Annotated in this window: 22 protein-coding genes; 8 read left to right on the top strand and 14 right to left on the bottom strand. The window is 57.3% G+C overall.

Translation table 11 applies throughout. The features are described 5' to 3' along the window. Positions 1–187: 187 nt before the first annotated feature. Positions 188–667 carry a hypothetical protein gene (locus PH562_RS01015; protein WP_113232429.1) on the top strand — a complete coding sequence of 160 codons (480 nt, stop codon included), beginning with the start codon at positions 188–190 and terminating at the stop codon, positions 665–667. A gap of 301 nt (positions 668–968) precedes the next feature. On the opposite strand, the gene PH562_RS01010 is transcribed toward PH562_RS01015, so the two are convergent. From PH562_RS01010 to PH562_RS01000, 3 genes are all read right to left on the bottom strand, one after another. Next, entirely contained in the window at positions 969–1949 is a 981-nt protein-coding gene (locus PH562_RS01010) for an SDR family oxidoreductase (protein WP_285171009.1), read from the bottom strand. A gap of 170 nt (positions 1950–2119) precedes the next feature. After that, positions 2120–2761 carry an NrsF family protein gene (locus PH562_RS01005; protein WP_285171008.1) on the bottom strand — a complete coding sequence of 214 codons (642 nt, stop codon included), beginning with the start codon at positions 2759–2761 and terminating at the stop codon, positions 2120–2122. Further along, positions 2748–3305, bottom strand: a complete 558-nt coding sequence (locus PH562_RS01000) for a sigma-70 family RNA polymerase sigma factor (protein WP_285171006.1) — start codon at positions 3303–3305, stop codon at positions 2748–2750. The genes PH562_RS01005 and PH562_RS01000 overlap by 14 nt, the downstream gene beginning before the upstream one ends. Before the next feature lie 260 nt (positions 3306–3565). Here PH562_RS01000 and PH562_RS00995 point away from each other — a divergent pair, with 260 nt between their 5' ends. From PH562_RS00995 to PH562_RS00985, 3 genes are all read left to right on the top strand, one after another. Continuing rightward, positions 3566–4177 carry a hypothetical protein gene (locus PH562_RS00995; protein ID WP_112342907.1) on the top strand — a complete coding sequence of 204 codons (612 nt, stop codon included), beginning with the start codon at positions 3566–3568 and terminating at the stop codon, positions 4175–4177. A 129-nt stretch (positions 4178–4306) separates the two neighbouring features. After that, a complete protein-coding gene (locus tag PH562_RS00990; RefSeq protein WP_285171005.1) occupies positions 4307–5167 on the top strand; it encodes a cytochrome b/b6 domain-containing protein in 861 nt (286 codons plus the stop codon). Beyond that, complete coding sequence (locus PH562_RS00985) at positions 5164–5940, top strand: molybdopterin-dependent oxidoreductase (RefSeq protein WP_285171004.1); 777 nt, start codon at positions 5164–5166, stop codon at positions 5938–5940. Before PH562_RS00990 ends, PH562_RS00985 begins: the two co-directional genes overlap by 4 nt. A gap of 354 nt (positions 5941–6294) precedes the next feature. On the opposite strand, the gene PH562_RS00980 is transcribed toward PH562_RS00985, so the two are convergent. The 5 genes from PH562_RS00980 to PH562_RS00960 all read right to left on the bottom strand — a co-directional run bounded on the left by PH562_RS00980 (position 6295) and on the right by PH562_RS00960 (position 12241). Then, positions 6295–7281, bottom strand: a complete 987-nt coding sequence (locus PH562_RS00980) for a substrate-binding domain-containing protein (protein ID WP_285171003.1) — start codon at positions 7279–7281, stop codon at positions 6295–6297. 53 nt (positions 7282–7334) lie between these two features. Next, positions 7335–8378 (bottom strand): ABC transporter permease, encoded by a 1044-nt coding sequence (locus PH562_RS00975; RefSeq protein ID WP_113232437.1) that lies wholly within the window; start codon positions 8376–8378, stop codon positions 7335–7337. Continuing rightward, positions 8378–9895 (bottom strand): sugar ABC transporter ATP-binding protein, encoded by a 1518-nt coding sequence (locus tag PH562_RS00970; RefSeq protein ID WP_285171002.1) that lies wholly within the window; start codon positions 9893–9895, stop codon positions 8378–8380. The genes PH562_RS00975 and PH562_RS00970 overlap by 1 nt, the downstream gene beginning before the upstream one ends. Beyond that, the gene (locus PH562_RS00965) at positions 9892–10890 is read right to left on the bottom strand and encodes a LacI family DNA-binding transcriptional regulator (protein WP_285171000.1); all 999 of its coding nucleotides are present in this window, start codon (positions 10888–10890) and stop codon (positions 9892–9894) included. The genes PH562_RS00970 and PH562_RS00965 overlap by 4 nt, the downstream gene beginning before the upstream one ends. Positions 10891–11467: 577 nt before the next feature. Beyond that, positions 11468–12241: an SDR family oxidoreductase gene (locus tag PH562_RS00960; protein ID WP_113232440.1), complete on the bottom strand. Its 774-nt coding sequence runs from the start codon at positions 12239–12241 to the stop codon at positions 11468–11470. Between the two features lie 89 nt (positions 12242–12330). Here PH562_RS00960 and PH562_RS00955 point away from each other — a divergent pair, with 89 nt between their 5' ends. After that, complete coding sequence (locus PH562_RS00955) at positions 12331–12948, top strand: TetR/AcrR family transcriptional regulator (protein ID WP_113232441.1); 618 nt, start codon at positions 12331–12333, stop codon at positions 12946–12948. 392 nt (positions 12949–13340) lie between these two features. Beyond that, positions 13341–14324: a L,D-transpeptidase family protein gene (locus tag PH562_RS00950; RefSeq protein ID WP_285170996.1), complete on the top strand. Its 984-nt coding sequence runs from the start codon at positions 13341–13343 to the stop codon at positions 14322–14324. A gap of 132 nt (positions 14325–14456) precedes the next feature. On the opposite strand, the gene PH562_RS00945 is transcribed toward PH562_RS00950, so the two are convergent. After that, the gene (locus tag PH562_RS00945; protein WP_113232443.1) at positions 14457–14669 is read right to left on the bottom strand and encodes a hypothetical protein; all 213 of its coding nucleotides are present in this window, start codon (positions 14667–14669) and stop codon (positions 14457–14459) included. A 56-nt stretch (positions 14670–14725) separates the two neighbouring features. Here PH562_RS00945 and PH562_RS00940 point away from each other — a divergent pair, with 56 nt between their 5' ends. After that, the gene (locus PH562_RS00940) at positions 14726–15601 is read left to right on the top strand and encodes an alpha/beta fold hydrolase (RefSeq protein ID WP_285170992.1); all 876 of its coding nucleotides are present in this window, start codon (positions 14726–14728) and stop codon (positions 15599–15601) included. Between the two features lie 296 nt (positions 15602–15897). On the opposite strand, the gene PH562_RS00935 is transcribed toward PH562_RS00940, so the two are convergent. Both PH562_RS00935 and PH562_RS00930 read right to left on the bottom strand, forming a co-directional pair. After that, on the bottom strand, positions 15898–17688 hold the full coding sequence (locus PH562_RS00935; RefSeq protein WP_285171166.1) for an ABC transporter ATP-binding protein: 1791 nt from the start codon (positions 17686–17688) through the stop codon (positions 15898–15900). A gap of 533 nt (positions 17689–18221) precedes the next feature. Continuing rightward, positions 18222–18647 (bottom strand): DUF3592 domain-containing protein, encoded by a 426-nt coding sequence (locus PH562_RS00930; protein WP_285170990.1) that lies wholly within the window; start codon positions 18645–18647, stop codon positions 18222–18224. Between the two features lie 248 nt (positions 18648–18895). Between PH562_RS00930 and PH562_RS00925 the strand changes: the two genes are divergently transcribed. Continuing rightward, positions 18896–19162 carry a hypothetical protein gene (locus tag PH562_RS00925; protein WP_113232447.1) on the top strand — a complete coding sequence of 89 codons (267 nt, stop codon included), beginning with the start codon at positions 18896–18898 and terminating at the stop codon, positions 19160–19162. A 319-nt stretch (positions 19163–19481) separates the two neighbouring features. Here the strand turns inward: PH562_RS00925 and PH562_RS00920 are convergent, their stop codons facing one another. From PH562_RS00920 to PH562_RS00910, 3 genes are all read right to left on the bottom strand, one after another. Continuing rightward, a complete protein-coding gene (locus PH562_RS00920; RefSeq protein WP_113232448.1) occupies positions 19482–19694 on the bottom strand; it encodes a hypothetical protein in 213 nt (70 codons plus the stop codon). Between the two features lie 186 nt (positions 19695–19880). Next, positions 19881–20174 (bottom strand): hypothetical protein, encoded by a 294-nt coding sequence (locus PH562_RS00915; protein ID WP_285170989.1) that lies wholly within the window; start codon positions 20172–20174, stop codon positions 19881–19883. 219 nt (positions 20175–20393) lie between these two features. Then, entirely contained in the window at positions 20394–21545 is a 1152-nt protein-coding gene (locus tag PH562_RS00910) for a flavin-containing monooxygenase (protein ID WP_285170987.1), read from the bottom strand. Positions 21546–21601: the final 56 nt, after the last annotated feature.

Raw genomic sequence — 21601 nt, 5'->3', positions numbered from 1 at the left:
CTCATTCATGGTAGGTTTTGGCTCCGCACCAAATGGACTATAAGCGTTCACAGGGCAGGCTGCTGCGTCAGTGCCGATGAAGATCTCGTGTCATTCCGGAACGACGCCCTTGAGACGGCATGATATCTGTTGACCTCCGATCGGTGTTCGTGACTTCCTCTGGCGCGAGACACATCAGAGGGCTGCCATGTATCGCTTCTCCACCATCTTCGCCGCATGTGTATTTGCCACATCTGTTGTTGCCGCGGACTTCAAACCGTATGAAAACGGCCGCTTCGGGTACGTGATCGACCTTCCAGCAGACTTCAAAACGATTCAGACGCCCGACAACGGCGACGGGATCGGTCTTGAGAGCGCGGACGGAACGGCGAAGCTGTCGGTCTGGGGCAACTATCTGACGGAAGGCGGCTTCAGCCAGGAGAGTGACCTTCGGAAGAAGTTCGAGACCGAGGACGGCTGGAAGTTCACCTACGAGAAGCGCGGTGCCTCATGGGCGAGCTTTTCGGGAACCAAGGGCGACCGGATCATCTACATGCGGCAGATCGCGCTCTGCGATGACGCAATGGGAAACTTCACACTCGAGTATCCCGCCACGCAGCGGAAGCGGTTCGGGCCGGTGATTGACAGGATGGTGAAGACGCTTAAGGCACCAAAGCACTGCGACTGAGAGTCGCCGGCTGTATCACCAGAGGGCGTGCCGCATTCCGCTCCAGAATGCCGGCAAGTTCGTTGTCACCAGCCCAGAATGTCCTTTGCACCATTCAGCCACGGCATGCGACGTTGCTCCGGAAGGCGGTCCAGTTGCCACCAGGATGTGAGGATTTCAATCCGATCTGACAGAAGCAAACAAAGCCAACGGTTTCAAGAAGTTGCGAGTGCGCAGCGGGTGATCTAAAATGTGCAAGTGGATCATTTTCAGCTGGTAATCAACAGGCAGCGCCCCAAGCGGCGCTCAAGAAATGCCTGTCCTATCCCAAAGCGTTTTGCGCTGCGCAAATTCTGTCGATCAGAGCATCGAGCTCGCCCTTTGGGGGACGATTTTTGGAGAGGCGATGCTTCAAATGCATGATCGGTTCGGCGAGGATTTCGTCCAGGTTCTCGGCGCAGGTGAAGTCACCGGCAACGCGCTTGACCTTCGAATTGTCGAAGATCGCGGTCCAGGCCTTGTCGCCGACCAAGGGGCCGACCCAATCCGGATTATACTTGATGAGCGTATCCGTCGGCACGTGGACGATTTTCGCCTCGACACCCAGCAATCTGGCGATCGCCTTCTGAATATCATCCCATATATGGGCGCGATCGGAGGTGATGTGGAAGATTTCAGTCAGGGCTGTCTGCTTGCCGAAAAGCCCGACGAAAGGCACTGCGAAATCGACCGAGCGCGTCAGTGTCCACGGCGTATGGCCATCACCTGCGACGATCGTGGGCTCGCCATCCAGCATGCGCCTCGCCACTATGTCGCTATCACCCATCATGATCGGCAGGCCGGTGCGCACGGTGTGACTGGGACGGACGATCGTCCAGGCCAGCCCCTTTGACGCCATGAGCAGCTGCTCGCAGGCGATCTTGGCCTGGCTGTAGGGCCAGTAGGGATTGATGGCCGGCGTTTTTTCGGTGATGACGTAGTGGCGTGCCGGCTTCTGGTAGACCGAAGCCGAAGAGATGAAGATGTACTGGCCGCAATTGCCCGCAAACACCTCGATGTCTCGCGCAATCTGATCCGGCGTGAACGCGATGAACTGGCATATGACGTCATAGTTGGCTCTGGCGAGATCGGCATAGGCAGCCGATCCGAGTTCGCCTGTGATCGAAGTCACACCCGCAGGCAACGGGTCGCCCCTCAGGCCGCGGTTGTAGACACTGACGCGATGCCCCTGGCCAACAGCACGCTCGACGCAGGGATATGAGATTTGGCCGGTACCGCCAATGAAAAGCACGTTCAAAGCCATGTGAAGAACCTCGGCGTCTGATTGGTAGGATCAATGACTACCATTCATAACGCGAAAATGCCCGATCGTCTCCCGTCGATCGCCCTCACGCTGACCATCACCATCAAAAAAAATGGGAAAGGCTTCAGATCGGCCGCATGCCTGCAGCACCTCTGCAAGTCAAAACGAAGCTACCAGCGCAGGGTGACTTTGCCGACCAGGCTTCCGACCAGCCCACTCAGCAGGATGCCGAGCGTGTACCATATCGCGATGAATGGGATACCGTTTTCGACACAGGCCCAGGAATATACCCAGCCGCCGACGCCCCCGGCGCAAGCACCTGCGACGAAGCCGGCAAGCATAGGACGCGTGGGGGCTGCACGTCTGAGAAACCAGATATTGGCACAGAAAGCGGGAATGCCGAAAGCCACGATCAGGAACGGGCAAAAGGACGCCGAATATCCAACGATCAAACCCGGATAGGATGAAGCCGGCGACAGCCAGAGTTGAGCGATCGCCAGAAGAATGACGATACTGAATGCCACGACCGGAACCCGAACCATGTTCCCAATCGAACCCTCCGGCCGCGCAACCCGGTCAAGGGCGACGATCGTCGCGCTCATCAATACGGCTGTGTATAAAAACTTCACCCAAAACGCCGCCACCGTCACATGATGCAGATGCGGGCGAAAGACGAGCGATATCAGCAGCGCAACAGCCGCGCCGATCACGCCGACAACGATCGTAAGCGCAAGCCGCATTCGCAGCGCATGACGGCGAACCGGGGCAAGATCGCTTACCAGAACCTCGATGAATTCATCATTTTTCGTCATTGGCAAAACCCAGCTTGCGTCCAATCGCGCGCATCCCTCGGTGAATGCTGACGCGAACCATTGCTTCAGACTGCCCGCTCTCGATCGCGGCTTCAGCAGTGGTCTTTCCGGCGATCTTTACCTGCCGCAGAAGCTCCTTCTGTTTGGCGGGCAATTGATCGAGAAGACGGTCGACGTCGAGATGAGCAAACAGCGCCTCCTCTCGAAATTCAGCCGCGATCTCGTCTCCCAATGCTATTTCGACACCACTTTTGCTGCCATTTGCCCTGAAATGATCAATCAACTTGTATTTCGCGATTTGGAAAAACCACGCGGTAAACGGCCGTTCCCGATCATAGGTGATGCGCCGGCTATGCACCGCCAGAAGCACCTCCTGGACCAGATCCTCAGCGTCGCGGTCGGCGTTGGACCCAAGCCTCCGCCGATAAAAGGCCAAAAGCAGATCCCGCAAAATAACGAGCAAGCGTCTGTATGCAGCTTCATCGCCATCAAGCGATAGAAGCATCAAGCCTTTCAGGACTTGTTCCGACACCGATTTCGTCATCCACGGGCAGTCATTCGTTGACGAGCGCTACTTGTTACATCCTGAACCCGATTTTTTGTCGCCTTTCTTGTAATCACAACGGCGTGATCGCTGTAACGCATTCGCACGGGCTCCGAATGAGGGTGCGGAACTGAGGGACAATCTGCTATTGGCGACAGGACGCGATAGCCACCTTGCCCCGTTTCCAAAGCGATCGCCCTACCTGCTTCAGATAGCCGGATGGGCATCATATCGAAAATATGCAAGATATGGAGAGCAGTATGTCGCTCACGAAGTTGAAGATCATGGGTATGGTGCTGGCGCTTGGAGCCGTGACCACACTATCCGCGCAGGCTGCCGATAAGGCGCGCGTTCGCGGCGTCGTGGAAAGCCTCAGCGGCGATACGCTGATGGTCAAATCGCGCGAAGGCAAGGACGTGACGATCAAGCTGAAATCCGGCTGGGCCGTTAACGGCATCGTCAACGCCTCCGTGACAGACATCAAGCCTGGGGATTTCGTCGGCATCGCGTCCGTTCCGACCGACAGCGGCATCAACGGAGCGCTCGAAGTGCTGATCTTCCCAGCCGCAATGAAAGGCACCGGCGAGGGCGATTACGGCTGGGATCTGAAGCCGAAGAGCTCGATGACCAATGCGACGGTTGCCAGCGCCGTCACCTCGGTCAACGGCCCAACCCTGTCGCTCACCTATAAGGGCGGCGAGAAGAAGATCTCGATCCCGCCGGGCACGCCGGTCGTCACCTTCGGCAAGGCGACGAAGGACGACATCAAACCCGGCGCAGGAGTCATCATCAACGGCACGACCGATGGAGACAATACGGTTGAATCCGACCGTGTCGTGGTCGGCATAAACGGCGTCATCCCGCCAATGTGACGCATCTATGCCGACATCACGGGACTGCCCGGTTGCCGATCGCATCCGGGCAGCTCAATGAGCGGCAATAGCGTCGCAGCATAATGATTTCGGACACCGCCTTCCGGCGGCACGTCAGGAGAATTATCCATGGCAAGCATCGAGCAGATCGGCACCGCGCCGCCATCTCCCCCGGTCAAGATCTTCATTCGCCGTCATTCGGCTCTTACGCGGATAACGCACTGGATCAATGTGCTGTGTCTGACCTTGCTGCTGATGAGTGGCATGCAGATCTTCAATGCCGATCCACAATTACATTGGGGAAATTACGGAGCAGTTGAAGATCCATCGTGGTTCGAAATCGCCAGCAATCAGGATGGCGATAGCATCACCGGAATATTGCGCATCGGCCGTCTCTCGATGACCACCACCGGCATACTCGGTGCTTCCACGGCCAACGGTGAAATGATGCCGCGCGCATTCCCGGCTTGGGGGACGATACCCGGCTACCAGGATCTTGCGGCTGGCCGGCGTTGGCATTTCTTCTTCGCGTGGCTGTTTGTCATCAATGGGCTCGTTTACATGGCCTACGGCCTGATCGGCGGTCATTTCCGCCGCGATCTGGCGCCGACGATTCAAGATATCACGCCTGGGAATATCTGGCATGAAATCAAAGATCATGCCCGGTTGCGCTTCCCGCAGGGCGAAAAGGCGCGACACTACAATGCGTTGCAGAAGCTGACCTATCTCATCGTCATCTTCATCCTGCTACCGCTGATGATTGGTTCGGGATTGACCATGTCACCCGCGATAGATGCCGGTTACCCCTTCCTGCTCGATATTTTCGGTGGTCGCCAATCGGCCCGCTCCATTCATTTCATCACCGCCTGGAGCCTGGTGGCCTTCGTCGTCGTGCATATCGCGATGGTCATTCTTTCCGGCCTTTGGAACAACATACGTTCGATGGTGACCGGCCGCTACGCTATCATCAACGAGGAGACCGACCGATGAGCTCCATCTTCACTCGCCGCCGTTTTCTCATCGGCTCGGCCGCCAGTCTGGGCGCCGTGGGCCTGACCGGATGCGATGACATTTCTCAGAACCAGCATGTGCAGAAGGTGCTCGCTCTGGCGGAGCGGGTGACCATGGGCACACAGCGGCTCATCGTTTCGCCGCAGACGCTTGCCCGGGAATATACCGACGCGGACATTTCGCCGAACTTTCATCCGAATGGGTCAATTCAGCCAAACAGCGCCGAATATGTCCAGATGGTCGAAACCCAATTTGCCGACTGGCGGCTCAAGATCGACGGCATGGTCAATAGGCCGATGGAATTTTCGTTGGCTGATCTGAAGAAGCTGCCTTCTCGCACCCAGATCACCCGCCACGACTGTGTCGAAGGCTGGAGTGCCATCGGTAAATGGCAGGGTGTTCCTCTCGGGCTGATCCTGCAGACTGCCGGTTTGAAGCCAGGCGCTCGCTACGCCGTCTTCTATTGTGCGGATGAACTGGAACAGACGCTCGATGGCAGCGGCCGCTATTACGAGAGTATCGACCTGATCGACGCCTTTCATCCGCAGTCGATCCTCGCCTACTCACTCAATGGCAAGGATCTGGAAGTCGAACACGGTGCCCCCTTGCGCCTGCGCGTCGAGCGCCATCTTGGCTACAAACACGCCAAATACGTCATGCGTATCGAAATCCGTGACCGGTTCGATGATCTCTGGGGCGGCAATGGCGGGTTCTGGGAAGATCGTGGCTACGAATGGTATGCCGGCATTTGAGATATCAATATTTAGGCGCGGCGAGACCGTAGACGATATAATTGGCACAGGCGTACTCAAGCACGCAATTTAGCCTCGCTCTTGCACGGGTCAGAACTAACGGCCATCCAAATCGACGACCGCACTACCTTTTGAATTGGAAAGCTTTTTCCGGCCTGTGTGAGGCGTCCAGCAAGCTTGGCTCAGTCCGCGGCAAGAACATAATAGGTCGAATAGCCACAAGCTTCTTTTATCAGCGTCAAGGTGACAGGCATTGGCACGGTGACGCCGGAAGGTATATGCCGCGACAGCAGTCGCCTTGCGATCCCCTCAATCCGGCTGGATCTTATGTCCAGCCGGATTGGTTGCAGAGTTCTATTTACCGGTCATCTGCTTTGCATTCTCAGGCGTGATGGCGGTTGTGTCGACCGTTACCGTTGCAGGTACCGAGGACACGCAGTCCAGCAATATCGACTTTGCCATATCGATCGCTTCTTTCGCGCCCGTCGGATACGTGAATGTCGCGGACCAATCACCCTTGGCGACCGCTTCAATCCCGCCAGCTGGGCCGGGCAATCCGTCAGTGCCGATGATCTTCACGCTCTTTCCGGCACCCTTTGCGGCAAGCAGAGCACCCGCCGCCATCATATCGTTGCTGGCATAGACCATTTTGATATCTGGATGTGCCTGAAGCATAGCGGCGAAAGCTGTTTGCGCCTTGTCCGGCAACCAGTCAGCCGCTTGTTCCGCCACGATCTGGATCTTGGGATTAGCTTTTACGCCATCCTTAAAGCCATTCAGTCGCTCGACTGCAGGCGTTGAACTCGGGAGCCCCTCCAGCACCGCAGCTTCGCCGCCATCGGGCAGAAGCGTCTTGCTTGTATATTGACCCGCCGCCAGAGCGATCTTGTAGTTGTCTCCTCCGATAAACGCAGTGTAGTCCTTCCCGGCTTCACCATTGGTCTTCCGATCAAGCTCGATCACCGGAATACCCGCGTCCATTGCTCTCTTTACGGCGGGTGTAAGGGGCGCCGCCTCGAAGGGCGAGATCAACAGAAGGTCGACCTTTTGCGTGATGAAATTGTCGACCTGCGATGTCTGCGTGTTGACGTTGCCGGCGCCGTCGGCAATCTGCAGCGTGAACTGCGGAACGGCCTTGGCGGCTGCCTGCAGTTCATCGTTGACATGCTGGCGGTAGGGTTCCGCATTGTTTGCCTGCGAAAAGCCGATCACGAATTCGCCGGTCTTGGCACAGGCTTTCACGAGCGGATCAGCAGCCTGAGCCACATTGACGATAGCCAGACAAGAGCTCGCCAGCAAGCCAATGCGCCAGGCATTCGAGAATCGAAGTGCATTTGTCATTGCTTTCTCCTCCACGTTAATCCCGGCTCCACCTTCCGGGAGATGCCACCAAACTACCTTCCCAATCCTTCGCGGCGGCGAACGAGGGATTGGAGGACTGCCGCCAGGACAATAATCGCCGCTGTCGCAAGCAGCTGCATGGCCGGCGTGATGTTGTTGAGCTGAAGAATATTTGCCAGAGCGCCCAGCATGATCGTACCGGCAATTGTTCCCACCATCGATCCCGAGCCGCCGAAGAGGCTCGTCCCCCCGATGACAACCGCCGCAATGGCCGTCAGTTCATAGCCGGTGCCGTCGTTGGCGCTTCCAAAATTGAACTGCCCCGCATGAACGATGCCAGCCAGCGCGGATGCGAAGCCTGTGATGGCATAAACGGCGATCTTGATTGCCGATACCGGAACACCCGAGATGCGGGCAGCACGCTCGTTGCCGCCGACAGCATAAACATACCGGCCGAACCTGGTGGTGTTTAGGATGAGCGTCGCAATGCAGGCAAAGATCAGAAAGACAATCGTGGCAACGGGAACGACGTTACCGAAGAGCCGGCCTCCCAGAATTGCAAAACTTGGCGGCGCGAGCCCAGGTCCATCTCCGTAGGAAATGTTGATGTACTGATTTCCCGATACCACAAGTGCAAGCCCACGCGCGGCCTGCAAACCGGCAAGAGTGACGATAAATGCCTCAAGCCGAAACTTGCTCGAGATCGCTCCCTGGACCAATCCGAAACAGGTGCCCATCAGCAGCACCGCCAGAACCGTTGTTATCAATCCAAAGCCGCCAGACACCATGAGCGTTGCTGTAACGACGCTCGCAAGGCTGAGTATCGCCCCGACCGAGAGATCGATTCCAGCGGTGATGATCACGAACGTCATCCCGATCGCTATGATACCAGTTTCGGATACGGCGCGGACAACGTTGGCAATGTTGTCGGGTTGAAGAAACAGGATGACACCATGCCGACGCGGCGAGAAAATGATGCCACCGGCGAAGACAAGTACAAGACCGATCAGGCTTTGGAAGCGGACCATCACCGCAAGCGGATCAATACGCTTGGCAGGCTCGATCGCTGGACTGGACGTGATTTGTTGTTCGGACATCAGACCTCCCTCCCGTTGGCGGCCACTAGGACCGCATGCTCGTCGACGCCGCCAGAAAATTCAGCAACGCTGCAGCCGTTGCGCAAAACCACTATTCGATCGCAAAGGCCGATCAGCTCAGGCATTTCGCTCGACGCGACAAGAATGCCCAATCCCTCAGAAGCAAGGTTGCGCAAGCGGGTATAAATTTCCACCTTTGCGCCGACGTCGACGCCTCGCGTTGGCTCATCGAGAAGCAATAGGCGCGGGTTGCCCAGCACTTCCTTTGCAAGGACCACCTTCTGTTGATTTCCCCCTGAGAGAGCTCCGACCGCGACACCGGGATTCTTTGGGCGGATGTCGAATTGGCCGAAAGAACTCTTGATCGCTTCCTCTTGGCGTCGCCCAGACAGCAAGCCATTGGGTGATATCCGGCGGATGACCGACATGACCAAATTGAGGCCTACCGACATGCGCAGCATGAGACCGGCCCCTCGCCGATCGTCGGTTACGAATGCCAACCCTGCCCTACGAGCGGCCGCGATCGACTTGAGCTTAGCCGGCCTACCGCCAAGCACAATCTCACCCTGCCAATAGCCCGGCACGCCTGCTCCGTAGAGAGCGCTCAAAAGCTCGGTGCGACCCGCCCCCATAACGCCGGCGAGCCCGACGATTTCACCACGCCGAACATCCAGATCGACCTTGATCGGAGCCTGCCAACCGGGAGACGCACGATATGGATGGAAGGAAGCCTGCCGCATCCGCAGAAGTACATCACCAACATTGTCTGAGCGACGCGGATAAAGCTCGTTCAAGGGACGTCCGACGAGAAGCTGGACGAGTTCGCCCTGCGGCGCATCCGGTTCGGTTACGCCAGCCACTCTGCCATCCCGCATGACCGTTACACGATCGGCGATCTGGGGGACCTCCTCGAGACGATGCGAGATATAGATGATGCCAACTCCCGACGATGCCAGGCTGCGCACTATATCGAACAAGCGGTCCACTTCGCCGACGGTCAAGGCAGCCGTCGGCTCATCCATAATGAGCGCTCTTGACGCGTAGGAAAGCGCCTTGACGATCGCGACGACCTGACGCTGACCGATGGAAAGCTCACTCACAAGCTGGGCCGGATTGATAGACCGATCGATCGTGTCCAGTCTTTCGCGCGCCGCGTGCAGCATTGCCTTGCTGTCGAGCATGCCATGCGGACGAACAAGCTCGTGCCCGAGAAAGAGATTGGCAGCCACACTTAGGCTTGGAACGAGATCCAGCTCCTGGAAGATCGTTGCGATGCCCGCTGCTTGTGCATCGCGTGGGCTATGGAACAGCGCAGGCTTCCCGCCGACGAATATCTCACCCTCATCCGGTGTATGCACACCAGACAGCAGATTCATCAACGTCGACTTTCCGGCACCGTTCTCGCCCAGCAGCGCATGAATCTCCCCGGCCTTTAACTCGAAGTCGACGCCACGCAGCGCTTGAACCCCACCGAAACGTTTGGAGACACCTTTCGCAGAAAGAACAATCTCGCTCATGCCGCCTCCCCACACGATTCGCGCACCCGCAACAGAGGCAACAGCCGGATGGTTTCGCGCGGGCGACACTTATTGCCGATCCGCTCGATGAGCAGGTCCGCGGCCTTCCTGCCAATCTCGTCGCAAGGCTGAGCTATCAGCGTCAGGCGCGGTTCGAAATAGTCTGCCCATTCGAAATCATCGATCCCCAGCACGGAAATGTCCGCAGGAACGCGAAGTCCCCGTTCCCGGATCGCTCTCATTGCGCCGATCATGGTGAGATTGTTCGATGCAAGAATGGCCGTCGGAGGCTCCGTCAATTCGAGCAGACGATGCGTCGAAGCAGTGGCGTCAGCGGTGTTATTATTGCTGTCGCTAATCAAGTCGTCCGGCACCTCTATTCCATTTTCCGTCATTGCAGCCCGAAAGGCATTCATTCGCTCCACGGTCGTCGCAAAACCGGGCTGCCCAAGAATGATCCCAACTCGCTTATGATGGAGCGTCACGAGATGATCCACGAGCATGCGAATGGCAGCGACGTTATCGGTCCCGACCTGGTCGAAACGGCTGTCGGACAGCCTGTCAACGAGTACACAGGGAAGATCGGCTTCGATGAGGTAATCCAGCGACCTCTTAGGATCGCCCGAAGGGGCAAGAATAATCCCGTCGACCCGACGCTGATGCAGATGCTGGACCAGCTCCAGTTCTCGATCCGGGTCATCCTGCGTGTCACACAGGAACACGATCAAGCCTCGCTTGGAACATTCGGCTTCAATCGCACAGATAATGTCACTGAAGTAAGGATTCGAAATCGCCGATATTACGAGCCCGATGGTGCCCGTGGAGGAAAGCTTGAGCGAGCGAGCCAGGGCATTGGGGATGTAGCCGATCGCCTCCACGGTATCCATCACGAGCTTCACCTTCTCGGGCGAGACGTAGCGCGTCTTGTTGAGAACATGCGAAACCGTGGAGACCGAGACCCCGGCCGCCTTTGCCACTGCAGAAATAGTCGTCACTAGCGCACTCCGGCTCTCACCAGCAGCGCAACAAACAGGCTTTTCAAAGTATCCTCCCAAGCGGAATTCCAACCTCCAAGAGGCCTCCACAGGATCCGCTAATATGGCCACGCTAGCGTCATCGAAACGTTTGCGCAATCGTTTTTTCTCACTGTCCGTCACAGGAGGTTTCTTGCGAGGGAATTATCGTGTTGAAGGGTGTGCCTCCATTTATCACGGCCGATATGCTGTGGATCATGGAAGGCGCGCCGGTGTTTCCCCGATCTTCGGGATATCAGCAAGATAAGCTGATCTTGCTGGTCCTATGTGGACGCGAGACAATAAGAGATGAGCAAGGTAGGAGTCGTGTGCGGAGTCCGTTTCTTGAATAGCCGGCCAACACCCGCACTTTCCGTGCGGGCATTGGACCTGAAGGGCAAACCGCAATGATCGCGAACTGGGTCCAGTATGAACGTTTAGGACCGGGACCAGCTTATTGTCGGCGCGTTCGTTGATCAACGTCACAACAGATGCTCAGCAAGACACGTCCTCTCTCGCGGTTTGAACGGCAGCAAACATAGCGGAGTCTCGGGATCGATCAGATCCGGGCTCCACCTGTTGCATCAATCATCTGGCCAGTGGTCCAGCGCGCATCGTTCGATGCCAGGAAGGCGATGACGTCGGCGACGTCCTCCACTCGGCCGACACGGGAGAAGACCGAGAGGGCTTCGGCGCCGGCGCGCGCATCAGGCGATGCCAGCCACTCTGCATTCATATCCGTCTCCGTCACACCCGGCAGCACGGCATTGACCGTAATCCCCCGAGCCGCAAATTCCGGTGCCAGCGCCAATGTCAATGTCTCCAGCGCGCCCTTTGAGGCGGCATAGGCGGGATGCGTCGGTGCCGCGATCCGTGTAAACCCGGTCGAAACATTGATGATGCGGCCGTTGTCGCGGATGTGGTCGGCCACGACCTGGATCAGGAAGAACGGCGCCTTGTAATTAATCGTCATCACCTCGTCGAAAGCGGCTTCGCTCGTCTGCTTCAACGGCAGGGCGGGCGCGATACCGGCATTGTTCACCAGAATGTCGAGAGCGGACGAGCCCGTCTCAGCACGCGTGGCTTCACTGAACTGCACCCAGAGATCGTCGGCCGCGTCCTTGCCCTGTCTGAGATCGGCCTTCACAGCGACGGCCTTGACGCCGAGCGCTTCGATGTCGCGCACCGTGGCATTGGCCGCATCCGCATTGGCGGTGTAGTGCACGCCAATCAGCGCGGCACCCTCCCTGGCAAAAGCAAGGGCAGCCGCCCGGCCGATACCGCGCGAACTTCCAGTGATGAGGGCTATCTTGTCTGCGAGTCGTTTGGACATTGATCACTCCGTTGCCAAAATAAATAGTGATCCCTACAATAAGAGGCGAAATGCATCTGGTCAATAATTTAATAGGGATCACTATTTTAATGGAGAAGCCAGTCCGCAAACGAGGCAGGCCACGTGTGCTCGATCGCGACGTTGGGCTTGACATCGCGGCACGGCTGTTCTGGGAACGCGGTTACGAGGGAACATCGACCGCTGATCTCACAAAGGCCATGGGGATCAATCCGCCGACGCTCTATTCGATGTTCGGCTCGAAGGAGGAATTGTACCGTCAGGCGCTCGACTTCAGCGTTGCCCGCGAAAACAGCCGTCGATTGGAAATCTTGCAGTCCAATCGCCCGCTTCACGAAGCCCTGAGGCTCTATCTCTACGATATTGCCGACGGAGACACGCAGCCCGACAAGCCGCGCGGGTGCATGGTCTCGACGGCTGTCCTGCAACATGCGGAAGAGAATGCATCCGTGGCAAGGATGACGGCAGCATTGCGCGAGACGTCGATGCAGACCCTCAAAGCCCGCTTCGACCGTGCCGTTGAGGAAGGCGAACTGCCTTCACACACCGACACCGACACGCTCGCGCGCTTCTATGGTGCGATCATCCAGGGCATGTCCGCTCAGGCTTGCGACGGCGCCTGCAACGCCCTGTTGAAACGGCTGATCGACCTCGCACTCACGGCCTGGCCTGGAAAGCGTAGCATCTAACGGGAAGTTCGACCCAAAGACACGTCAAGTGGTCTTGCTGGCCGGAAGCGTCGCAGGACTTTTCTGGTGATTGCCCCGGGCGCTCTTGAAGAGAATCGAACCCACGACCTTGTTACCAAGAAATTCCCCTCAAGGGCGAGAACCTGGGCTTCGCACAGCCCGCCTTGATCGCCGACATCGAGTTTCGGGGACGGAACGATGACCGGGGCGTGCCGAACTGCATTCATCCTCAATCGTAGGTACAGGACGATTGAACACCTCAATATCTGGCTAAAAGAAGCCTTGGATGATTTTCACGTCGCGATGAGCGATGAGCGATGAGCGATGAGGCGGAATAATCGTCAATCATCCGTTCGGATGGAACAACTTGCGCGGATGGCTATTTCCCAGTTATGGCCAATGCGCGCTGCTGTTACCTTGCGATCTCGATCATTTTGACATCATGGCATCCGGCTGTCGCTGCGGCGATAACCGCACAAGATGTGAATACAGCTTCCATTTCGTCCATACAGATCGAAGCGCCAAGCGCCAAGCCGAAGGATCCTGACGCGGCGATCGTAAAACTCCAGATTTTGCTAGATCGAGCCGGCGCTTCACCGGGCGCGATCGACGGCTTTCGCGGGGAGAACCTCGACAAGGCAATTGCCGGATTTGAAGATTTGCAAGGACTTCCCGTTAGTGAAAAACCCGATGCCGCCGTAATTGCGCGGCTCGATGACCAAATCCCGGTCATTCAGAGTTATTCAATAACAGCAGACGACGGGAAGGACCTCGTACCGAACATCCCCAAGGACTATGCCTTGCAGGCAAAGATGCGGCATCTCGGTTATACCAGCATTGCCGAGAAATTGGCCGAACGTTTCCATATGAGCATTGCCCTCCTCAAGACACTCAATCCGAGCGCTTCCTTCACCCCCGGTGAAACAATCTCGATTGCGGTATCTGGCGCTGCAAAGAGCGGCGCGGTGAAACGAATCGAAGTCCATAGAAAGTTGGGCCAAGTATACGCATTTGCGGAAGACGGATCATTATTGGCAGCCTACCCAGCCACGATCGGCAGCGAGGAATCACCTTCTCCTTCCGGCAGACACAAGGTCAAAGGTGTCGCGCGGTTGCCGACATACACCTATAATCCGAAGATCAACTTTCAGCAGGGTCATAATAAGAGGATGTTAAAGCTACCGAGCGGGCCGAACAATCCTGTCGGTACAGTCTGGATCGATCTGACGGAACCCACCTATGGGATCCACGGAACGCCGGATCCAGAACTCATCGGCAAGGTCGGCTCTCATGGATGCGTCCGCCTGACAAATTGGGATGTAGAAGAGCTCGCAGGAATGGTTAAGCCGGGCGTAGTTGTTGAATTTCTCGACTGAACATCAGCCGGCATCCTCGTTGCCGGAGAAGGGTTCGCGATAGTGGCGTGCTTGACGCACCTCGGCACAAGCAAAGCCGAGCGTTCTTGAAACTATGGAATAGGCCGGTGCGTCCTGGAAGGGTGGCTTCTGCTACTTCGTTGTCGGGTCGTCCATCTGCGTGTTCTCCTGCTGTTCGAAGCCGATCACGCGGCGCAGGGAAGGACCGGTGCTACGAGCGTTGCGCTTGCGGCGGCGAGGATGGAGTGTCCGCCGATCGAAAATGGGTGCGGGAATTTCATGACTGCCACCTTCGGCGTGTGGGGCGTTTTCTGCCCGAGGCACCGGGGCGCTGTAATGTTCCATTCACCGGAACCAAGCGCCGGCTCTGCGTGTTGCCTTGTCGAACCAGGAGTATTGTCATGCCGCACCTCCACACCCGTGACCTGCAGATTGCTTTCGAAGAATCGGGAGCACGCGACGGTCATCCAGTTCTCTTGCTGCATGGATGGCCCGACGACGCCTCCACTTGGAAAGCTGTGTCGTCAAACCTGCAGCACCGAAACCTTCGTCTCGTCGCGCCTTACCTTCGCGGCTTCGGCGGAACCGTTTTCCGGAACGACAAGGTGTTGCGCACCGCGAACGGCGCGGTTCTCGCAATGGACGCGATCGCCCTTATGGACGGTCTCGGCATCGAGCGGTTTTCCGTCGTCGGTCACGACTGGGGGTCGAATATCGCCGAAGCGCTTGCCATCGGATGGCCGGGCCGCGTCGACAGGATGGCGCTTCTTTCCTCGCTGCCGCGCTTTGGCGGACTGAAGACGCCGCCCTTCCGGCAGGCGCAGCGCTATTGGTATCATTGGTTCATGGCAACGAAGCGCGGCGCCGACGCGATCGAAAGGGATCCGCACGGGTTCGCACGGATTCAATGGGAAAACTGGAGCCCCGACGGCTGGTTCGACGAGGAGACGTTCGACGCCGTGTCGAAATCCTTCGACAATCCGGACTGGGTGGCCATTACTCTCCACAGCTACAGAGTTCGGTGGGGCGAGGCCGAGCCCGATCTGCAAAGCGTCTGGCTCGAAGATCGCATCAGGGAGACGCGATCCCTTTCTCTTCCAGCGGTTTACTTTCAGGGCATCGAGGATGGCGTCAATCCACCGGAACTGTCCGAAGACCTGCACAAGAAGTTCTCCGGTCCCTTCGACCGGATCGTCCTTCAGAATGTCGGGCACTTCCCACAGCGGGAAGATCCGGAAACGGTGGCCCGGGAACTGGCGATCTTTCTCAAAAAGTGAACCTGACCCCGAAATATCAAATGGTAGCTGACTGTCACCTAGTGTGGGGAGCCACAGCCCGACCTCGGCGCTGATTTGTTGAAAACACAATACGCTCCCGAGGAGAGATGAATCGAAAGACCCTGTTGCTTCAGGACTACCCGTTTGAACTCCTCATCAGCAGTGGAGGTCGGCTTGGCCTGCACGGAATGACCGATTTGGGTTGACGGCGGCCGACCTGGACTGAAGGCGGTGACAGCGGAGTTCAAGACCTGGTTTGTATCGAGCAACTGGACACAAAATATCGGCACCTGCTCTCATGCCACCAGCCCCTTGGTAAGTTCGAGTGCCTGTCGTTCGAACAGCCTGCGGTAAATGCCGTTATTGAGGCGAATGAGCGCTTGATGGTCACCCTCTTCCACGATCTTTCCCTTGTCGAAGACCAATAGACGATCCAGCGCCCGCACCGTCGAAAGTCGGTGCGCGATCACCAGCGTCGTGCGGCCCTCCATAAGGCGTTCCATCGCCTGCTGGATCTGCACCTCGCTCTCGCTGTCAAGGCTTGAGGTCGCCTCGTCCAGAATGAGAATGGGTGCATCAGCCAGAAAGGCTCGGGCGATAGCGACACGCTGACGCTCGCCGCCGGACAATTTGACGCCGCGCTCGCCTACCATCGTCTCATAGCCCTTCGGCAGATCCATGATAAAGTGATGCGCACTGGCCTGTTTCGCCGCATTCTCGATCTCGCGCCGTGACGCGTTCGGCCGGCCATAGGCGATATTTTCGGCGAGCGTGCGATGAAACAGGATCGGCTCCTGTTGGACGATGGCAATCTGGCTGCGCAGGCTAGACTGCGTGACATGCGCGATATCCTGTCCATCAATTCGGATCGATCCAGACTTAACGTCATGGAGGCGCTGGATGAGCTTGACGAAGGTCGTCTTGCCGGAACCGGAATGGCCCACCAGTCCGACCCGCTCGCCCGGTTTAATGTCAACCGAGAAATCTTCATAGAGCGGTGTAGGATGAGCCCCGTACTGGAAGGTAACGCGATCGAACACGATTTCGCCCCTACCGATCGAGATCGCCTTCGCATTTGGCTTATCCTCAATACCCAGCGGCGTTTTGTCGAGCAGGACAAGTTCTTCCATATCGTTGACGGCGCGCTGTAAGTTTCGAATGTCTTGTCCGACCGAACGCAGATATCCCTGCAGGACGAAGAACATCGCCAACACGAATGTGATGTCGCCCGGCGTCGCCAGCCCCTGCTGCCACATGACAAGGCCAGTGCCAAGAATACCGGCCTGCATGGAGACCATCATGAAACCCTGGATCGTGCCGTTCAGTGTCCCGCGCTTCCACGTCCGCCGTGTTCGACTGTCCCATTTGGCCAGCACATGGCGCAAACGTTCCTCTTCGCGGTTTTCGGCGCCGAAAGCCTTCACGACCGAGTTGCAGCTGATGGCATCCGCTAGCGCGCCACCCAGCTTGGTATCCCATGCGTTAGCGAGCTTTGCCGCCGGCGACACGTACCCCGTCGAGAGCATGACGGTCACGCCGATATAGATCAGCGATCCTGTAGCCACGATCAGACCCATGATCGGCCAATAACTGCCGAGCACGATACTGGCGCCCACGAGCATGATGATCGAGGGCAGCAAGGCTATCAGGAGGAGGTCGTTGAGCGAGTCGAGCGCCCACATGCCACGAGTGATCTTGCGGACGGTCGAGCCGGCGAAACTATTGGCATGCCAATCGGTCGAGAAGCGCTGCACTTTGTGAAAGCCGTTATTGACCACGTCCGCCATGATGCGCAGCGTCAGACGGATGATCCCGTCGAAGATAAACCAGCGCAGTGTAACGCTGGTCAAGCCAAGGGCTACGACGATGACGAAGGCACGGATGGCGTCAGCAGCCGCACTGCCGCTGGCAATCGCGTCGACGATCTGGCCGGAAAACACCGGCACCAGAACTTCGGCCAACGTGCTGGCAATTACCAACAGGATGATGGTCCCTACCAGAGCGGGACGATGAGTCCACTGACGAAAAACAAAGCCGAGCACATTGCGATAAGCATCGGCACGGAAGTCGAACTTCTTGCGAGTCATTTTAACCAGTCCGGCTCCGTGTTTCGGCGGCCGGCCCCAAAATCGAGAGTTAATAGACGCGGCCGGAGCGGAAGACGAGCTAACCCCGGCAGATTGGTTGAGTTGTGAAGGAAACGAAAAACCGCATGCCGTCGTGCCCGTGGCGGGAGACGAACGGAAATGACCTAGTGTCGGATCATTCCGGACGGAGGCGTTTCGATGAATGCTGATGTCATACAACGCCTCCTTTGATTGATTTGCAGCGATGGGATTTCTGTATCGGACTAATTCGGCTTTGCCAACTCGTTTTTTCTACTTTGCGGAGTATAATGCGCGAATCCACACCATTTCGACGCATGATGCGACCGCATCCTGTCTGGAGCTTGTCGCAGTTGCGGTGGATTCACGCCGCGAGTCAAAACCCGCCTTGCCGCACCTTCAGGGCTTTGCGCCTGTCAAAGCCGAACTGAAGCACGTCACTCAGCGGCGGAGGAGCGTGAGCCGGCGGCGATCGGCAAGCCTATTATCTCCACTTCGGAAAATAACATAGTTTCCTAGCGGAGCAGAATGGCGGCCCCAATGACGATGACAAGGAATGCAGGCGGCAGAAGGACGATAGATTGGAGCCAGACGCCGGAGAGCGAGTCTGCTTGCGCATGGTTTGGATTAGCGGGGTCGTAAAGGATCGCCAGCTTGGAACCGGATGCATATTCCTGAGAGGTTGAACCGACGCCGGATGTGAACGACACCACCCGACCATCGGCCGTGCGAAAGGTGAATCTGGGATAGTACATGACCCCATAGCTGGTATTGCGCTCGACAGCACCCTCGAAGCTGGCCTCGGCCCGCTGTGCCCGCATAGCGAAACCCAAGCCGTGCGCGAAGGCCACGATACCAGGCACCAGCAGGAGCAGGCCGATTCCCAGGACGATGCGGCCGCCCTTCCGGACACGAACGTGATGCTGATCGTCGACGGGCATCAGGCTCCCTCCCCTTACAATGCCCGCGAACTTACATCCACGATACAGAGACACCAAGCGCTCTATGCTCGCCAATTTGATCCTCTCTGCTAGAGTGCGCAAACGGAGTTTGACAATAGTATCCAGCGAAAGAGGCGAACCGTGGTGCTGTCCCGCACTTGGGTGAAGAGTTCGGTTGCGGGTCAACGACAACGAACTGAAATCGCCGTTGCTGGCGTGATGAATTTGTTGACGGAAAGGCGTGTCGAATGGCGAAATGGGAAGCAAATGACTTCGGCCCTGAGAGTATTGCGCTGGACTTCGACAAGGGGTTGCGGCCGGTCACCGCGGACGAGTTGGGACGTCAGATAATTCGGATCAATCGGCTGTGTACGATTTTGTCCCGTGTTCTCTCTGCGGCGGAAATAGCCGTGACGGACCGCGAGCGGATCTGGACGGAGATTGAAGAGTTTCAGGATCAGAACTTTAAGGCGTACAAGTCTCTGCTTGGGCGTGACGCTGCGAGCAGCCCGTAGCCAGCTCTTCTTTAGATCCAAATTGCTTCCCGGTTGAGAAGACGCTGGTCAGCGCCGCGGCGATATCAACCTATCGCCAACCGGCTCTCCATTGAACAGGCGGCGTTACTCCGAAAGCTGCAATTCCGGGCTTCGCGCGGCCCATCTCCTGATAGCGATGGATGTGGTTCGATTACCTCTTTCGAGATTCCTTCGGGCGTGGATCAGCATTCATGATTACCCATAGCGCTGGAAAAAATTCTCGGAAGACATCAGTCGGAAGTGGTACCTTGGGATCCTGATTGCCGCTGGAAGGGAGCCCTGCGGGCGCGCGCGCACCTCAATTTGTCCGCCGTCCACCGCCCTCGGCCCGGAGCTGATCGATGGCATCCAGCGCCTCATCCGCTGACCACCCCGCCCGCAAAGCCGCGGCGACCAGGCGAACCTCCACCTCCTGCTCCAGTTTAAGAAAGGAAACCTCAAGCGCTTCTTTCGCCGTCACGACGTGATCATCATGCGGCGCAACGTCAGGAATTCGTGCAGTCTTTGGCAATGTACTCTCCCGTCAAGTCGAGGAACTATCTTGATGGTTTAGTTGCCGTCCGGATCGCGGCCTAGAGGTCTTCGCCAGCCCATTGCGCACTTAAGAGGTTCAGTCAAAGTCTAATCAACGACCGTCTCACCCGCGGACGTTATAAGGATAGATGCGAGCTGGCAGAGAGCACGCGTATCGGCGCTGCTAATCGCAGCGCCGGATGGTTTTAGTGATCTGATCACCGTTTTCATCGGTGCGAGTGACGGTCCTTGTCATGCATCCGCCGCGATCATTATAACGATCGTAACGGTCACGATCGCGACCCGATCCGATAGCGATGCCCCGATCGCTTAGCGCCACATATGGATGGTGATGGCGATGATGACGATAGCCTTGATCATACGTAGGCCCATCGACGATTACCTCCTCTGCAACCGCAGCCGCAGGCAAACCAGCACCGATAACGATGGCCGCACAGGCAACAATTATCTTTCGCATTTGCGTATCCTCCTTAATTTCCCTCATGATCAACTGGCAAAGCGGAATAATGTTCCACCCTCCTCGCCTGATGGCCGAGTATGGTGCGAAGCCTTTTCACATCCTGGCCGGTGCTGCCGTCATCTTTCGGAAGCGATCAAAGGGGCATTGCCACGCATTTAAAGAGAGTCTGTGGAGGCGGGACTGCGCAGCGGCGACACCTTATTAGTTTGTGCCACTTCAACTCCGCCCAGATGAAACACTTTGCGCACGGGTCGTTGCCGCAATCGACTTTGCGATTTGCAATGCCTCGATCCCAATCTGGCGAAGCAGGCCGGTGGTGGCAGGATTGAAGCCGCAGAAGTATAGATTGTCCTTTCCCGGCTGAAGCTCGTCCCTTGCCGGCTTCCCGGCATTCGAAAACCGCTCTGCCAAATCCGGCAGAAATGCTTCGAGAGATGGTCTATAGCCGGTCGCCAGCACAATCGCATCGAATTCAACGGATCGGTCATTGACGAAGAACACGTTGGCGCCGCCCGACATTTCGATGCCGGGAAACACCTTAATCCGACCATCCCTGATCTTCGCGATGGTACCAATGTCGATCAAAGGAGTCCGGCCTCGCTCTATCATCGTGGTCAGAGGACCTTGCCGGGAGCGCTGCAGACCGAATTCCTCAATATCGCGGTAGCGCAAGTGCAGAATGGGCGCGTTTACCGCGTCGACCATTCTGTGCGGAAAATGTTGTTGAGCGATGGCGATCGTCGCACTTGGCAGGCCAAAAATCTCCCTCGGTACGATATTGACCGGACCGCGGACCGACATGGCGACGTCAAGACCCGCTTCGGCACATTCCAGCGCAATCTCTCCTGCCGAGTTTCCGAAGCCGACGACCAGGATGCGACCGGCGCCGAGGGCAGAAGCATTCCGGTATTCGGAAGAGTGAATAATATTTCCTGGAAAATTGTTCTGACCGGCCCAATGCGGTCTGATGGGAGTCCTCGACAGACCGGTCGCGACTATAACCGCTCTCGCCTCGAACACATCGCCGTCGGTGGTCTCGACACTCCAATCCGTCTTTTTGGCTACGCGCGCCACGGTCTTGTCGGTGAGAATTCGAAGGTTGTTTTCCCGCGCATAGCTTTCGAGGTAGTCGATGACCTGCAGCCGCGACGGATATTTCGGAAAGCCGGCGGGCATCGGTCTTCCGGGAAGGGCTGAGTGGCTCTTGTCAGTATGGAGGTGAAGACGATCGTAGTGCCGCCGCCAGGACGCGCCAAGCTTGTTCGTTGCTTCGAGGATGATGGAACGGCAGCCACTTGCACGGAGCGCCGCGGCGCATGCCAACCCCGCCGGGCCTGCACCGATTATGACTGTCTCCTCATCAGCCATGTGCACTTCCTCAAGTAAGGTCCCATCTTCAACACCGGAGGCTACACCATCATCGG

The organism is Rhizobium centroccidentale (assembly GCF_030182565.1).
Taxonomy (GTDB): domain Bacteria; phylum Pseudomonadota; class Alphaproteobacteria; order Rhizobiales; family Rhizobiaceae; genus Rhizobium.
Note: the sequence above shows the minus strand (reverse complement) of the source record. Positions and strands in the feature narration are given on the sequence as shown.

Excerpts from the sequence above, each read along its gene's own strand:
- PH562_RS01015 (WP_113232429.1), top strand. The coding sequence starts at position 188 with ATGTATCGCTTCTCCACCATCTTCGCCGCATGTGTATTTGCCACATCT.
- PH562_RS01010 (WP_285171009.1), bottom strand. The coding sequence starts at position 1,949 with ATGGCTTTGAACGTGCTTTTCATTGGCGGTACCGGCCAAATCTCATAT.
- PH562_RS01005 (WP_285171008.1), bottom strand. The coding sequence starts at position 2,761 with ATGACGAAAAATGATGAATTCATCGAGGTTCTGGTAAGCGATCTTGCC.
- PH562_RS01000 (WP_285171006.1), bottom strand. The coding sequence starts at position 3,305 with ATGACGAAATCGGTGTCGGAACAAGTCCTGAAAGGCTTGATGCTTCTA.
- PH562_RS00995 (WP_112342907.1), top strand. The coding sequence starts at position 3,566 with ATGTCGCTCACGAAGTTGAAGATCATGGGTATGGTGCTGGCGCTTGGA.
- PH562_RS00990 (WP_285171005.1), top strand. The coding sequence starts at position 4,307 with ATGGCAAGCATCGAGCAGATCGGCACCGCGCCGCCATCTCCCCCGGTC.
- PH562_RS00985 (WP_285171004.1), top strand. The coding sequence starts at position 5,164 with ATGAGCTCCATCTTCACTCGCCGCCGTTTTCTCATCGGCTCGGCCGCC.
- PH562_RS00980 (WP_285171003.1), bottom strand. The coding sequence starts at position 7,281 with ATGACAAATGCACTTCGATTCTCGAATGCCTGGCGCATTGGCTTGCTG.
- PH562_RS00975 (WP_113232437.1), bottom strand. The coding sequence starts at position 8,378 with ATGTCCGAACAACAAATCACGTCCAGTCCAGCGATCGAGCCTGCCAAG.
- PH562_RS00970 (WP_285171002.1), bottom strand. The coding sequence starts at position 9,895 with ATGAGCGAGATTGTTCTTTCTGCGAAAGGTGTCTCCAAACGTTTCGGT.
- PH562_RS00960 (WP_113232440.1), bottom strand. The coding sequence starts at position 12,241 with ATGTCCAAACGACTCGCAGACAAGATAGCCCTCATCACTGGAAGTTCG.
- PH562_RS00955 (WP_113232441.1), top strand. The coding sequence starts at position 12,331 with ATGGAGAAGCCAGTCCGCAAACGAGGCAGGCCACGTGTGCTCGATCGC.
- PH562_RS00950 (WP_285170996.1), top strand. The coding sequence starts at position 13,341 with ATGGCCAATGCGCGCTGCTGTTACCTTGCGATCTCGATCATTTTGACA.
- PH562_RS00945 (WP_113232443.1), bottom strand. The coding sequence starts at position 14,669 with ATGGAACATTACAGCGCCCCGGTGCCTCGGGCAGAAAACGCCCCACAC.
- PH562_RS00940 (WP_285170992.1), top strand. The coding sequence starts at position 14,726 with ATGCCGCACCTCCACACCCGTGACCTGCAGATTGCTTTCGAAGAATCG.
- PH562_RS00935 (WP_285171166.1), bottom strand. The coding sequence starts at position 17,688 with ATGACTCGCAAGAAGTTCGACTTCCGTGCCGATGCTTATCGCAATGTG.
- PH562_RS00930 (WP_285170990.1), bottom strand. The coding sequence starts at position 18,647 with ATGCCCGTCGACGATCAGCATCACGTTCGTGTCCGGAAGGGCGGCCGC.
- PH562_RS00925 (WP_113232447.1), top strand. The coding sequence starts at position 18,896 with ATGGCGAAATGGGAAGCAAATGACTTCGGCCCTGAGAGTATTGCGCTG.
- PH562_RS00915 (WP_285170989.1), bottom strand. The coding sequence starts at position 20,174 with ATGCGAAAGATAATTGTTGCCTGTGCGGCCATCGTTATCGGTGCTGGT.
- PH562_RS00910 (WP_285170987.1), bottom strand. The coding sequence starts at position 21,545 with ATGGCTGATGAGGAGACAGTCATAATCGGTGCAGGCCCGGCGGGGTTG.